We start from the raw sequence: 14,181 nt of genomic DNA on the forward strand, positions 1-14,181 counted from the left end.
GTCCCGCGACTCAATGCCAAACCTGGGTCTTGGTTGCTTGGAAGACGCCCCCCTCGGGTCGCCGCCTCTATGGCCCCGTCCCCTCTTTCTCTTTCTTCCTCTTGACAAGGGAGAAGGGGAAAAGGGCACGGTGATTGATATTTCGGTAATACACCGCGAGGTATCGCTCGCCGCCGATCTGAATGACGGTTTGGGCCGGGGGCTCGGCCTGACCGTTGAACCAGGCGTCTGCCTCCCCGCGAGTATTGAATACAACCGCTGCTGGCGGGAGGCCATCCCGCATCATCTCTTCGAGATGGAATTCAAGGGTTGGGTGTGGAATCAGCGCGCGGTAGTTGCGATCTCGAAAATACACAACAATGTGGTATTCGTCCGCAACCAACACATAGGCTGAGCCAGGCGGCCTTGGATTCGCTGCTAGCCAGGCATCTGCATCCTCTCGGGTGTCGAACGCAGCAACCACTCGAGCTGGAGCGTCTGACTGGATATCCTTCCGATAGTCTTCGAACTGGTCGGACAAGCCATCCCGCCAGATGAACCAGAGCGCGTCGATGGCGAGATCAAGCAACTCCTTTTCCTCTGATGACGGGGAGCTGTCATGACTCTTTCCCAGGAGTTCCTGCGCTTGAAGGATGCGGTCAAGAATCGTCACGGAGCCACCGCTACCTTGTCGCCTTGAGGCTTGCAAACAGCTTCGGACGATACCAATGCAGTCATTGGCACCAAGATACCGCGTCGGACAGAAGAGTCCGCAACCGAGCCGTCTCCGCAATGAGACTGAGCAACAGGTCGCCCGCATCCGTCTCGCCCCCGTGGCACGAAGCGCCCGGGGGGTAGGGGCGGAGAGCGCAGGGGTGGTTCTTCACGCGGGCCGGGCCCGTCTCCGCGCGGCCGTGGTGGCGGAGGACGGCGGGGCCGGTAGGCGAAAGCGCCGCGTCAGGGGCCGGACGGACCGGGCCGTTCCGCGCGCGCCTGGATGAGCACCTCGATGCCATCCAGGACTCGCTGCAGGCCGAACTCGAAGGCGTGCTGGGGATCGTGGGCCGCACCGTACGTGGCTCCCGCCGCCGCCCCGACCCTGGCCGCCGTCGGATAGCGGCTGGCGTCGAGGACCTTCTCCAGTAGCGGGGCATGTACCGCCCACCACTGCTCGTCCGTCATGCCGGTGTGCTGCTCGGCCTGCGCGGCCTCCACCGCGCGGCGTGCGGCGCCTTCCACGTGTCCGGCCACCAGGCTCACCACTGAGTCCATCTCCACCTCGGTGAGGCCGATTCCGGAGACCGCGCGCAGCTCGTAGTCGTACTTGGCGATTAGGTTCGGCCCCATCACCGGCCGGCTCGTCGCGATCTGCAGCATCCACGGGTGCCGGTGGTACAGCGCCCAGTTCTCCCGGGCGATCTGCTCGAGCCGGGCCCTCCATCCCCCGGCCACCTCCTCGGGTCTCGCCGTCTCGCCGTAGACCGTGTCCAGCATGACGTCGATCAACTCCGCCTTGCTCGGCACGTACGTGTACAGCGACATGGTGGCCACCCCCAGCTCGTCGGCGACCCGCCTCATGGACAAGGCCGCCAACCCCTCCGCATCGGCCACCTCCAGCGCTGTTCGGGCGATCTGCTCCACCGTCAGGCGGGGCTTGGGGCCTCGCTTCGGGCGCTGCTGACTCCCCCACAGCAGCTCGATGGTTCGCTGGGGATCTCCACTTCCGCTGTACTCGGTGCTCACCCCCTCATTCTGCCCTCTGATGAAAACTCTGTACGCCGTACGGTTTTGTGTTACGGTTAATTCCGTACCGCATACGGAGTTTTGAGGTTCGCATGGGCTCGAAGCAGTTGGTGGACGAGGAGATTCGACCCTTTCGCATCGCGATTCCCCAGGCCGAGCTGGACGACCTGCGCGAGCGGCTGCGCCGCACCCGGTGGCCGGATGAGATACCGGGAGCCGGTTGGGAGTACGGCGTGCCACTGGGCTACCTGAAGGAGCTGGCCGAGTACTGGCGCACCACCTACGACTGGCGCGAGCACGAGGCGCGGCTCAACGAGTTCCCGCAGTTCACCACCACCATCGACGGGCAGAACATCCACTTCCTGCACGTGCGCTCGCCCGAGCCCGACGCGCTGCCGCTGATCCTCACCCACGGATGGCCGAGCTCGGTCGTGGAGTACCTCGACATCATCGGCCCGCTCACCAACCCCCGCGCCCACGGGGGTGACCCCGCGCACGCCTTCCACCTGGTGATTCCCTCCCTGCCGGGCTACGGGCTCTCCGGGCCCACCCGCGAGGCCGGATGGGGGACTCGCCGCGTCGCCAAAGCCTGGGCCGAATTGATGAACCGGCTCGGCTACCGGCGCTATGGCGCCCAGGGGGGCGACTGGGGTTCGTGGATCTCCCGCGAGCTCGGCTTGCTTGCCCCCGAGCGGGTCATCGGCGTGCACACGAACGGGCTCATCACGTTCCCGTGTGGGGAGCCTTCCGAGCTGATCGGCCTGAGCGACATCGATCAGTCCCGGTTGGCGTACATGGACCACTACATGCGCGAGCTGTACGGCTACAAGAAGATCCAATCCACCCGGCCCCAGACGCTGGCCTACGGTCTGACGGACTCGCCGGTGGGCCAGCTCGCGTGGATTGTGGGGGTGTTCAAGGAATGGACTGACTCCACCGACACCCCCGAGGATGCCGTCGACCGGGACCGGCTCCTCACCAACGTGACGCTGTACTGGCTCACCCAGACGGCCAACTCGTCGGCGCGCTCCTTCGTCGAGACTCCGGACTCCCCTGATGAGGTGGATTTGTCGGTGGAGGTGAAGCCGTCCACGGTCCCCACCGGCGTGGCGGTCTTCCCCCGCGGCATCCTCCGGCCCGTGCGCCGGTTCGCCGAGCGCGACAACAAGAACATCGTGCACTGGTCCGAGTTCGACCGGGGCGGCACCTTCGCAGCCCTGGAGGTGCCCGAGCTTCTCATCGGCGACGTGCGGGAGTTCTTCCGCGGCTTGCGCTGAGCACGCCCCGAGGGGGTCCCTGTAGGTGGAGGGATGTGTCCGGGTTTTCACCCCGGGCCCCATCGGGACGTGGGAGGAGCCCCGGGGCGCGTTATGGTCGTGTGCCGCTCAGGAGGCCCGCCCGAGCCCGCCCATGAACGTCGTCTTCATCTCTCCCCACTTCCCGCCCCAGTTCTTCCACTTCGTCACCGCCCTGCGCGAGCGCGGGGTCAGCGTCCTGGGCATCGGCGACGCCCCCTACGACTCCCTCCGCCACGAGCTGCGCGAGTCCCTCTCCGAGTACTTCTTCACCCCCGACCTCCACGACTACGGCGCCCTCCTGCGCGCCACCGGCTACCTCACCTGGCGCCACGGCCGCATCCATCGCATCGACTCGCTCAATGAGACCTGGCTCGAGGTGGAGGCCCGCCTGCGCGAGGACTTCCACGTCCCCGGCCTCCTGCCCGCGGACATCGCCCGCCTGCGCACCAAGTTGGGCATGCGCGATGTCTTCAAGAAGGCGGGCGTCCCGCACCCCGATGGCATTCCCCTCAAGGATGCCGCCGGGGTGAAGGCCTTCGCCCGAAGTGTCGGCTACCCGCTCGTCCTCAAGCCCGACGTTGGCGTCGGCGCCGCCCGCACCTTCAAGGTCTCCTCGGATGCCGAGGTCGATGCCGCTTTCGCCTCGCCGCTCCCCCATTACGTGGCCCAGGCCTTCGTGAGCGGCACCATCGTCACCTATGACGGGCTCGTGGACCGTGACGGCCACATCGTCTTCCGCCTCAGCCACGAGTACAGCTCCGGCGTCATGGAGGTGGTGCTCGAGCAGCGCGACATCTCCTTCTGGAGCCTCCAGGAGATTCCTCCCGAGCTCGAGACGCTCGGCCGCCGCGCCGTGGCCGCGCTCGGCCTGCGCGAGCGCTGGTTCCACCTGGAGTTCTTCCGCCTCTCCGATGGCAGCTACGTCGCCCTCGAGGCCAACCTGCGCCCGCCCGGCGGCTTCATGACGGACATGATGAACTACGCGTGCGACATCGACGTGTACCGGCTCTGGGCCCGTCTCCTCACCGGCGACGACGTGCGCGACTTCCGCTACACGCCGAAGTACCACGTGTGCCACAGCGCCCGGCGCGCCAACCGGCGCTACCGCTACTCCCACGCGGAGCTGGTGACGAAGCTCGGCGACGCGCTCCTGCTGCACCGCGAGATGCCCGCCGTCTACCACAGCGCCATGGGCAACGAGATGTACCTCACCCGTCACGAGGACCTCGCCTCCATGCACGAGGCCGTGAACCTCATCCAGGCCCCCGCCTGACTCAGCGCTCCGTCCAGGTGAGCACGTAGGTGGTGCTCTCCTCTTCCTTGCGCACGATGGACGCACGGGGCTCCTCCGCGCCGCTGGCCCGCAGGAAGCCGACGAAGAGCGCCTCGGCGTAGCCCGGCGTGTCCAGCACCGAGTTCATCCACATCTCGTAGCTGCAGGGCCCCAGTTGCGTCAGCCGCACCTCGGTGTAGTTGTCCGAGGCCCGCAGCGCCTGGGCCATCTGGTACACCGTGCGCCGCGGGCCGAGCAGCCTCAGCAGCCTCATCAAGGCCCGTCCCACCAGCGTCTGGCCGTAGCCCTCCACGTGGTGCGCCGCGAGCTGGCGGAAGGCCTCTTCGCGCTGCAGGCCCGGGTACACCTCCTCGACGATGATGTGGAGGCACCGGTGCCACATGACCGCCCGGTACGCCGGGAGCAGGGGCCGGTCCAGGTCCAGCCCCACCTGCCGCAGCCGCTCGCGCAGCCGGGGCGTCACGCGCTCTCCCACTCCATGCCGGAGTAGGCCCTCCACCACCTGCACGAAGACCATCCGGTCTTCTCGCTTTACCTCGCGAGGCCGCACCTGGACCTCTCCGTCATCCCAGCAGCCAGCCCATCGCGACCGGCAGCCGCCGCTGCCACGCGGTCTCGTGGTGGAGCCCGCCCGGCTCGAGCACCAGGGCCAGCTCGTGGTCCGCGTACCCCAGCCGCTTGAGGTGGAAGTAGAAGTCGCGCGTGGCCTCTCCGTAGGGCAGCGGGACGCCGCCGGGGTCGATCCACTCGTCCGTCCCGGCGTCCAGGTAGATGCGCGACCAGCGCCGGCTGTGGACCGTCCAGTGCTGGAAGAGTTGGTACTGGCTCCACATCACCGAGGGCGACAGCGCCCCGATGCGGCCGAACACCTCGGGGTACCTCCAGCCGAGGTACAGCGACATCAGCCCGCCCAGCGACGAGCCCATGACGGCCGTCCACTCGGAGCCCTGGCGCGTGCGGTAGACGCTGTCGACGTAGGGCTTGAGCGTCTCGACGAGGAAGCGGGCATAGGCCTCGCCCCGGCCGCGCCTGTGGCTGCGGGGCTCGTCCCAGGGCGAGTACTCCTCGACGCGCCCGGGTCCCGAGTCGATGCCCACGATGATCCACGGCTCCGCGCGGCCCTCGCCCACCATGTTCTCCAGGGTGAGGTTGGCGCACCAGGTGTCGAAGAGGGCGGACTCGGGGTGGGCGAAGACGTTCTGCCCGTCGTGCATGAAGAGGACGGGGAAGCGGTGCTGGGGGGCCTGCTCATACCCTTCCGGCGTGTAGATGCGCACGGTGCGGGTGAAGCCCTCCTGCGGGGAGTGGAAGTTTCGGATGATGTGCACGTGACCCATGGGGGGTAGGGCGCCGACGGGCGGCAGGGCCGAACGATAGTAGGCCCTGGCATCTCCGGCCAACCCTCTGCGAGACGGAGCCGCTACGCCCGCGGTGTGGGCGGGTGCGGGCCTCGCGTCCCCAGCCTGGATGGGCTGTCCCACCCCGGGACACCTCGGAGGTGGGGCGCCCGAGGTGTCCTCGTTGGTCTCCTTCGTGCACAGCGCCCGCCGCGTGCGACGTGCCCGCCTGCCTGCCCTGCTGATGATGTGGTTGCTCCTCGCCGCGCCCGGCGCGCGTGCCGAGCCGTATGCGGTCGAGCTCGTCATCGAGGACGAAGCGGACCTGCGTGCGCTGTACGAGGAGGGGGTGCTCCCGGAGGAGGACTTCGAGACGCTGCGGGAGCTGCTGCGCACGGGCGTGGACCCGGGCACGGCCACGCGCGAGGCGCTGTACGCGCTGCCGGGACTCACGTGGGCGCAGGTGGATGCGCTGCTCGCGTACCGGGAGCAGGTGGAGGGTTCCTTCGCGCCCGAGGACCTCGTGGGCGCCGGGGTGCTCACCGCGGAGCAGCTTCAACGGTTGAGGCCCTTCCTCGCGGGGGAGGAGCGCGGGAAGGGGGTCGTCTCCGGGCGCGTGCGGCTGTCGACCGCCTATGGCGCGGCGGATGCGTTGGTGCCTCCGGTGCTGCTCCAGGCCCGGATCGACGGGCCCCTGGGATTCCAGGGCGGAGGCGTGGTCTCGCTGACCCGGCGCCGCCTGGGCCCGGTGCGCTACGACTCGCGACGCCGGGCGCTGGTGGCTGGACTTCCCAGCGCGGCGCTCCAACTGCCGAAGCTCCACGTGGGCTGGGAGGGCGAGCACGTCTCGGTGCTGGTGGGGACGTACCGGCTGGGCTTCGGACAGCGGCTCACCCTCGACACCACGGGCCGCCCGGCACCGGAGGGCTTTATGCCCGACGACGGCTTTCGCGCGCCCAGCGGCTCCGAGCGGCGCTGCATGCTGACGGGAACGGGCGCCTGCACGAGCGAGCGTGAGCAGGGACGCGTCACCCCGGACTTCGGCTGGACGGAGGGCTTTCGCGGCGTGGTGGGCACCGTGCATGGGCAGGCGGAGGGCGTGGTGCTGTCGTTCACGGGATTCGGCTCGTACCAGTCGAGAGACCTCTCCCAATACGAGCTGTTGGACACGAAGACCGGCAAGGCCCTGGACGTGCTCGCCGTGCTCCCTGGGATGCAGGTGCCAGGAGCCGCGCGCTTCGTCTCGCGCACCCTGCCGGATGTGTTCCACGAGCTGGCCGGAGGCGGCCATGCCTCCGTGGGATTCTCCCCGCGAGCCCGTGTGGGACTGACGGGGTGGGGCGCGTGGCCGGTGTGGGCGGTGGAGGGCGTGTCGCTCGACTTCCAGGAGCACTCCCGCTACCCCGAGGGCGGTAGTTACGGCGCGGTGGGCGTGGAGGCCGCATGGGGCTCCGGGCCGGTGGACCTGTTCTTCGAGGGGGCGCACTCGGGCAGTGGCTTCGGAGCCGTCCAGCGTACGGTGCTCGGTGATTCGAGACGGGAGCTGGAGCTGACGCTGCGCTACTACGGGCGCGACTTCACCAATCCCTACAGCCGCGCCGTCTCCGGCCCCGACGAGTCCGAGGGCCTGCGCGCGAGCAACGAGCTGGGCGCCCGGCTGCGCTACCTCCATCGCACGGAGGACGGTGCGTGGCGCCTGGTGGGACGGATGGATGTGTGGACGCAGCCTCCCGGGGGCGAGGCTCCTGGCGCCGTCCACCTGGGGGCCTCCGCGCGGGTGGACTACGTGGGCGTGCCGGAGCTTCAGCCCTCGGTGTGGGTGGAGCATCGCAACAAGGACCTCGGCCAGAACGGGCCCGGGCTGTGCTTCTCGGGAGACACGGAGTGCGCCGGCGAGCAGTACCGCGTCGCGGGCCGCGTGCGATTCGAGGCCACGGAGAGCCTGTCGCTGGCCGTGCAGTACCAGCACACCCTGGTGGGCACCCGCCAGCGCTCCGAGACCTTCCAACAGGATGGCCGGGCCCAGCTGGAGCTCCTCTTCCGTCCGCTGCCGTCGCTGCGCCTTCACGGGCGCGCGAGCTGGCAGGACGAGGACCTCTCCGAGAACACCCGGCTCACGCAGACGCTGCGCGCCTCGCTGGAGGTGGCGTGGGCCGCCGTCTCCGGGCTGACCGCTCGCACACGGTACGAGCTCGCGCTGGACCTGAAGGCGCCCGTGGGCTCGCGCACGCCCCCCGCGCCGCCGCAACACCTCTTCCGGCTGGAGCTGGAGAGCCGTTTCTAGATGGAGCCGACCTTGATGCAATCCGTACCCATTCGTTGTCTGTCCATGGCCCTGGTGCTTGCCAGTGGTGCCTGTGACCTTCCCTTCACGGACTCGGAGCCCGCCTGCGAGGGGTGGAAGCCCGGAGACGTCGTCATCACCGAGCTGCTGCCGGACCCCGAGGGCGCCGACACCGGGCAGGAGTGGGTGGAGCTCCACAACCCCGGGCGCTCGGCGGTGGACCTGCGCGGGCTGCTGCTCTACGCGGCGCGCCCGGATGGCTCACAGGAGCGGGCGTACCTCTTCGAGGCGTCCGTGCCCGTGGCGGCTGGTGACTACGTGGTGCTCGGGGACGTGCGCTCCGGAGCTCCTCCAGCCCACGTGGACCACGCGTATGGTGACACCCTGGGCTCCCTGGGGAACTCGGGAGGGCTCGTCGGGCTGCGCTGTGGGGACGTCGTCGTGGATGAGGTCCACTACAGCGGGCCTATCCGTTCTGGTGTGGCGCGCATCTACGACGGAAGGCTCGTCCCGGACGCGGCGGACAACGACGACGCGAGCCGGTGGTGTGACGCACCTGCCTCCGCTTCGGGCACTGGAACGAGGGCGAGCCCCGGTGAAGCGAACCCGGCTTGTGCGAGTCCGCTCGGAGGCTCGGATGGCGGTGTGTCCGCTGACGCGGGGGTGAACCCGGATGCGGGAGTGCCTGCGAGTACGTGCCTCTCTCCACGCATGGGGACATCCCGGAGCCTGTCGCGTCCCCGCCCCGGTGACCTGGTCCTCACGGAAGTCATGGCCGATCCCAAGGCCGTGGCGGACACCTCGGGTGAGTGGGTGGAGGTGTATGCCCTGCGCGATGTGGACCTCAATGGTGTGATCCTCGCCAACGAGGGCAGTGGCCGGGCCGTGCTCGGCGACTCGAGGTGTCTGGAGTTGCGGGCGGGGTCGTACGGAGTGCTCGCGCGCAACGGCGACTCCACGGTCAACGGGGGACTGCCTCCGGTGCTGGGGACCTTCTCGTTTGGTTTGAGCAACAGCCCGGAGGCGCATGCGCTTCGCCTGTCCCTGAACGAGGTGCTGCTCGATGAGGTGTCGTGGATGAGCGCCGCGACGCCCGGTGTGTCCCGGCAGCTCGACCCGGCGCTCAGGGACTCCGCGCGCAACGATGCGCCGGAGAGCTTCTGCCTGACCCCCAAGGATGTTCGCTATGGCCTGGGCGACTGGGGCACCCCCGGAGCGGAGAATCGTCCATGCGCTCCGTGAGTGGCTGGCGGGTGTTCCTGGTGATGCTCGGGCTGGTGCTCATCTGCCTGTGCGCGTGCGGCTCGGAGTCCGCCTGTGGCCCGGGCGCGGGCGTGGTGTCGCGGGTCGTGGACGGTGACACGCTCGTGCTCCAGAGCGGTGAGCGCGTGCGCTACCTGCTCGTGGACACCCCGGAGACGACGAACGGCAAGCACGAGTGTTTCGGCTCCGAGGCCCGCGACTTCAACCGCTCGCTCGTCGAGGGGCGCAACGTGCGGTTGGAGTATGGCGAGGCGTGCACCGACCGCTATGGGCGGCTGCTCGCGTACGTGTCCGTGGACGGGCGCGAGGTGAACTCGCTCCTCGCCGAGGGTGGATATGCCTGTGTCCTCTACGTGTCTCCCGCGGGCAGGTCGCGGCGCGCGGAATTCGAGGCGCTCGAGTCTTCGGCTCGGCAGGCCGGGCGTGGGATGTGGGGCACGTGCTCCGCCGTCCCGTGTGCACGGTGAGGAGGGGAAGACCCTCTCCGTTTGAAAAGGTCACACCAGGTACGCGGAGGGCAGGAACTTCTTCTTGTAGTCCTTGAACTGCACCTGGATTCCCTGCAGCGTGCTGTAGAGGAGATCGATCTCGAGCTCGGTCAGGGTGCCCTTGAGGATGGTCGCGGGGCAGGAGGTCTTCGGCTTCCCCTGTGCATAGAGCTCGTCGAGCCACACCTTGAGCTTGTCCAACGAGGACTGCTCATTGGCCCCGTACAGGCCGATGACGTTCTTCGTCAGCAGCCGGAAGAAGAAGGGGTAGCCCCCGTCCAGCGCGTCGTGGAGCGCCGAGTGGTCGGTCGCCGAGAACAGGAACGCATCCAGCTGCTTCTCCTGAAGAGCGATCCGGTCCTTGTGGAGCTGGGTGTGTTTCTGTTTGGCATCGGCCAGCTCGGTCTCCAGCGTCGTCACCCGGTTCTGCCAGTACTGGTTGTTGGGGAACTTGGTTTTCTTCTCGCGAGCCTCCGCCAGGCTCTTCTCGAGAGTGACCGGGTTCTTGTTGCTGCTCAACGCACTGGCGTCCTGCCACCACTGGGTAATGCCATCATCCAGTTCGTTCTCCCGTGCCTTCGGGAAGGAGCCGCCCACGGTCACCGGGAGCATGCGTGCACCGGTCTCCGAGGTCCCTTCCTCCAGGTAGATGGTGGGCACGCCGAGGTAGGCTGCCTTCTCCATCTCGCCCGAGCGCAGGCCAATCTGCACGAGGGGGATGCCTTGTGCCGACAGGCGCCGGAAGAGCTGCCACAGCAGGAAGAGCTGCCGGATACGCCGCTTGGGACCGCCGAACCATTCATGGCGGTTCCAGAAGTTGATGAGGTTGCTCTCCTCCCCCTTCTGGTAGGCCGAGGCCTCCTTCTTGGAGCTCACGGCCAGGTACTCGTCGAAGAACAGCTCGTCGCCGATCGGGATGACACTGAAGTTCATCTTCTGGGCGATGAAGCGCACGGTCTCGAAGAGCTGCGGTGTCATCAAGTGGTGCGGGTTGCGCTTCTTGCCGTGGAGCTTCCAGAACAGCTCGTCCACGAGATGCCCGCGCTGCTTGCGCTGCTTGAGGTCCTCGAGGTCCTGGGCGGACAACTTGCCCAGCTCCTCGCGCTCTTTCTTGTTGAGGCTGCGCACCCAGAGAAGGATGACTCCGTTGGGCTTCTTCTTGAGCTCCGTCGCGGCCAGCGTGTGGGCGAGCCGTTTCGAGCGGCCGGCCGCGTCCTGGTGCAGGGCGGAGTGGTTGATGGAGGTCCAGATGGAGCGGAGCACCGAGGGGAGCTTGTCGTTGCGGATCTTCTTCGCGACGAGGCGGGTGCTCGCGCCTACCTCGACGATATTGGCGCACTCCTTGGCGTTGATGTAGGGCAATCCGGCCGTCTCGTACCACTGCTTCAACAGGGCCCTCTGTTCCTGCTCCTTCTGGGGCCCGCCTTCCTTCTCGAAGAGCCTGGCGTTGACGAGCCACTTGCAGACCTGGTTGGGATCATACGAGCGCTTGCCGTCCTGGGCCCGCCCGTTGCCGACGGGCAGCGGGCGCACGAGCGCGAGCCGCTCCAGGTCGTCGCGCTTCTTCTTCTCCGTCTCCTGCTGGTAATCCGCGCTGCAGACCACCAGGGCGACGAGCCGCTCCTTCGGGACGCCGAGCCCCCGGTACAGCTCCAGCTTCTCCAGGCAGCCCGTGTCCTCGGGGGAGGTCACGAAGATGAGGCGGCTGGAGGGTTCCACGACGAGCGCCATGCCGACGCCGTAGGTGTCGCCGGACTGATTGGAGTTCTGGCAGATAATCTGCCCCATGGGAGCCAGGGTGTTCGTGTTGCATCCGGGACACTTGGCGGACCAGACGTCGTGCTTCTGCATGCTGATCCGGCCGCAGGCCTTCTTGATGCATTTGAACTTTGCCCAGGCCATGTGGTGCTCCCGCTCTGAATGGAGGAATCTCGACCAGGGCTGACTGTAGGGCTACCCGTTTCCTGGGTGCAATCCGCGGCACCCCCTGTGTCAGAGGTGTCTTGTGAGGGAAGCGCGGTGGCGTTCTCGGTGAAGAGGGCTCGGGCCCGAGGGCAATCGCGCTATGACCTGGAAACGGCCCGCACGGCCGGAGGAGGGTGCTGGGTGTTCGCGCTCGAGGGCGTGTCCAAGCGTTTCGGTGAGACGTGGGCGCTGCATCCGCTCGACCTGCGTGTGCCCGAGAGTCGCACCACCGTTCTTCTCGGCCCGAGCGGCTGTGGCAAGTCCACCCTGCTGCGCCTGATGAACGGCCTGCTCCGGCCCGACACCGGTCGCGTCCTCTTCCGGGGCCAGCCCCTGCGCGACGAGGACCTGCTCACCGTCCGCCAGCGCATCGGTTATGCCTTGCAGGGTGGTGGGCTCTTCCCGCACCTCACGGCCGAGGGCAACGCCACCCTCATGGCCCGCTATTTGAAGTGGTCCGGGGACCGCGTCCGCGCCCGGCTGCACGAGCTCGTCGAGCTCACCCGTTTTCCTTCGGAGGCCCTCGGCCGCTACCCGGGCCAGCTCTCCGGGGGACAGCGCCAGCGCGTCAGCCTCATGCGCGCGCTGATGCTCGACCCGGATGTGCTCCTGCTCGACGAGCCGCTCGGCGCGTTGGACCCGATGATCCGCTACGAGCTGCAGGGAGACCTGCGCGACATCTTCGCCCGGCTCGGCAAGACGGTGGTGCTCGTCACCCATGACCTGGGCGAGGGGGCCTTCCTCGGTGACCACGTGGTGTTGATGCGCGAGGGCCGCATCGTCCAGGAGGGCCCGCTCGCCGAGCTGGAGCGTGCTCCCGCGGACCCGTTCGTCACGCGCTTCTTCCAGGCCCAGCGCCTGCCCTTCGAGGGCCACCACTCATGAGGGGGCTCGCCGCTTGTCTGCTGCTCGTGCTCGCCGCGTGCTCCGGTGCCTCCTCGGAGGAACGTGGGGTGCGCGTGGGCTCCAAGAAGTTCACCGAGTCCGTCATCCTCGGCGACATGGTGATGCAGCTCGCCCGGAGCACCGGCGCTCGGGCCGAGCACCGGCGCGAGCTCGGAGGCACCCAGGTGCTCTGGCAGGCGCTGCGGCGCGGGGAGATCGACGTCTACCCCGAGTACACCGGCACGCTGCGCCAGGAGATCTTCGCCGGCCGGCCCCTGCCCGATGACGAGGCCCTGCGTCAGGCACTCGCCGCCGAGGGGCTGCGCATGAGCGCGCCCCTGGGCTTCAATGACACGTATGCGCTCGGCATGAAGGAGGCCGAGGCCGAGCGTCTGGGCATCCGGACTCTTTCGGACCTGCGCCAGCACCCGGAGCTGCGCTTCGGTTTCAGCAACGAGTTCATGGATCGCGCCGACGGCTGGCCCGCCCTGCGCTCGCGCTATGCGCTGCCCCAGCGGGACGTGCGCGGGCTGGACCACGATCTGGCCTACCGGGGCCTGGAGAGCGGAGCCATCCAGGTGACCGACCTGTACTCCACCGACGCGGAGATCGCGTACTACCACCTGCGCGTCCTCGAGGACGACCTGAGGCACTTCCCCGCGTACGACGCCGTGCTCGTGTACCGTGCGGACCTGGCCGAGCGCGCTCCCGAGGTGGTGGCCGCGTTCCGCCGGCTGGAGGGCCGCATCTCCGAGCCCGAGATGGTGGAGCTCAACGCCCAGGCGAAACTTCAGCGTGTCCCCGAGTCCCAGGTGGCCGCCATGTTCCTGGAGCGGGAGCTCGGCCTGACGGTGACGGTGAGTGACGAGAGCGTCCTCGCGAGCCTGTGGCGCCACACGCGCGAGCACCTGTTCCTGGTGGGCCTGTCGCTGCTGGCGGCCATCGCGGTCGCGGTGCCGCTGGGCGTGCTGGCGGCGCGCAGGCCGAGGCTCGGGCAGGGAGTGCTCGCGCTGGCGGGTATCATCCAGACGGTGCCCTCCCTGGCGCTGCTGGTGTTCATGATTCCGCTGCTGGGCATCGGCTCGAGGCCCGCCATCGTGGCGCTGTTCCTCTACAGCCTGCTGCCCATCATCCGGAACACCGCGGCGGGGCTCTCGGGTATTCCCGCGGAGGTGCGCGAGTCCGCCGAGGCGCTCGGGCTGCCGCCGGGTGCTCGCCTGCGCCTGGTGGAGCTGCCCATGGCGGCCCCGTCCATCCTCGCGGGCATCCAGACGTCCGCCGTCATCAACGTGGGCACCGCCACACTGGGGGCCCTCATTGGTGCCGGGGGCTACGGACAGCCCATCCTCACCGGCATCCGGCTGGATGACACGGCGCTCATCCTCCAGGGGGCCGTGCCCGCCGCGGTGCTCGCGCTGCTCGTCAGCGGGCTGTTCGAGCTCATCGAGCGGCTCGTGGTGCCCCGGGGGCTGCGGCTGTAGGCTCATCCGGCTGTGAGGCAAGTCTCAGTTTCGTCTCACGTCTTGACGCCATGCGGCGATGAGCGCCCGCGCGACGCAGGCGGTTTGGAGATGTCGAGACTGGTGCTAGGGTTCAGGAGCCCTTGGCAGGGCGCTGTCCCTGGGGGGCGACCCGGATGTTTCCT

General features: G+C 68.4%; 12 protein-coding genes. 7 read left to right on the top strand and 5 right to left on the bottom strand.

Annotated features, from left to right (window positions below; genetic code table 11):
- Nucleotides 1–67: 67 nt before the first annotated feature.
- Together DAT35_RS31055 and DAT35_RS31060 are read right to left on the bottom strand one after the other, a co-directional pair.
- Entirely contained in the window at nt 68–652 is a 585-nt protein-coding gene (locus DAT35_RS31055) for a head protein (protein ID WP_108071759.1), read from the bottom strand.
- A 284-nt stretch (nt 653–936) separates the two neighbouring features.
- A complete protein-coding gene (locus DAT35_RS31060) occupies nt 937–1,722 on the bottom strand; it encodes a TetR/AcrR family transcriptional regulator (RefSeq protein ID WP_108071761.1) in 786 nt (261 codons plus the stop codon).
- 92 nt (nt 1,723–1,814) lie between these two features.
- Between DAT35_RS31060 and DAT35_RS31065 the strand changes: the two genes are divergently transcribed.
- Complete coding sequence (locus DAT35_RS31065; protein WP_108071763.1) at nt 1,815–2,999, top strand: epoxide hydrolase family protein; 1,185 nt, start codon at nt 1,815–1,817, stop codon at nt 2,997–2,999.
- Between the two features lie 133 nt (nt 3,000–3,132).
- The gene (locus tag DAT35_RS31070; protein ID WP_108071765.1) at nt 3,133–4,293 is read left to right on the top strand and encodes an acetyl-CoA carboxylase biotin carboxylase subunit family protein; all 1,161 of its coding nucleotides are present in this window, start codon (nt 3,133–3,135) and stop codon (nt 4,291–4,293) included.
- Nucleotide 4,294: 1 nt separating this feature from the next.
- Here the strand turns inward: DAT35_RS31070 and DAT35_RS31075 are convergent, their stop codons facing one another.
- Both DAT35_RS31075 and DAT35_RS31080 read right to left on the bottom strand, forming a co-directional pair.
- Nucleotides 4,295–4,831, bottom strand: coding sequence for a DUF2378 family protein (locus tag DAT35_RS31075; RefSeq protein WP_108071767.1), 537 nt, complete (start codon nt 4,829–4,831; stop codon nt 4,295–4,297).
- Between the two features lie 46 nt (nt 4,832–4,877).
- Entirely contained in the window at nt 4,878–5,651 is a 774-nt protein-coding gene (locus DAT35_RS31080) for an alpha/beta hydrolase (RefSeq protein WP_108071769.1), read from the bottom strand.
- Nucleotides 5,652–5,826: 175 nt separating this feature from the next.
- Here DAT35_RS31080 and DAT35_RS31085 point away from each other — a divergent pair, with 175 nt between their 5' ends.
- Genes DAT35_RS31085 through DAT35_RS31095 form a run of 3 tightly spaced genes read left to right on the top strand, consistent with a single transcriptional unit; the run spans nt 5,827 to nt 9,665 of the window.
- On the top strand, nt 5,827–7,935 hold the full coding sequence (locus DAT35_RS31085; RefSeq protein ID WP_233261828.1) for a helix-hairpin-helix domain-containing protein: 2,109 nt from the start codon (nt 5,827–5,829) through the stop codon (nt 7,933–7,935).
- Between the two features lie 15 nt (nt 7,936–7,950).
- A complete protein-coding gene (locus DAT35_RS31090) occupies nt 7,951–9,177 on the top strand; it encodes a lamin tail domain-containing protein (RefSeq protein WP_233261829.1) in 1,227 nt (408 codons plus the stop codon).
- Nucleotides 9,165–9,665, top strand: coding sequence for a thermonuclease family protein (locus DAT35_RS31095; protein ID WP_233261830.1), 501 nt, complete (start codon nt 9,165–9,167; stop codon nt 9,663–9,665). The genes DAT35_RS31090 and DAT35_RS31095 overlap by 13 nt, the downstream gene beginning before the upstream one ends.
- 30 nt (nt 9,666–9,695) lie before the next feature.
- On the opposite strand, the gene DAT35_RS31100 is transcribed toward DAT35_RS31095, so the two are convergent.
- Complete coding sequence (locus DAT35_RS31100) at nt 9,696–11,588, bottom strand: hypothetical protein (RefSeq protein ID WP_108071771.1); 1,893 nt, start codon at nt 11,586–11,588, stop codon at nt 9,696–9,698.
- Nucleotides 11,589–11,792: 204 nt separating this feature from the next.
- On the opposite strand from DAT35_RS31100, the gene DAT35_RS31105 reads away from it, so the two are divergent.
- Nucleotides 11,793–12,536: an ATP-binding cassette domain-containing protein gene (locus DAT35_RS31105; RefSeq protein ID WP_108071773.1), complete on the top strand. Its 744-nt coding sequence runs from the start codon at nt 11,793–11,795 to the stop codon at nt 12,534–12,536.
- On the top strand, nt 12,533–14,017 hold the full coding sequence (locus DAT35_RS31110; RefSeq protein WP_108071776.1) for a glycine betaine ABC transporter substrate-binding protein: 1,485 nt from the start codon (nt 12,533–12,535) through the stop codon (nt 14,015–14,017). The genes DAT35_RS31105 and DAT35_RS31110 overlap by 4 nt, the downstream gene beginning before the upstream one ends.
- Nucleotides 14,018–14,181: the final 164 nt, after the last annotated feature.

The sequence above is a fragment of the Vitiosangium sp. GDMCC 1.1324 genome, from assembly GCF_003044305.1.
GTDB lineage: Bacteria > Myxococcota > Myxococcia > Myxococcales > Myxococcaceae > Archangium.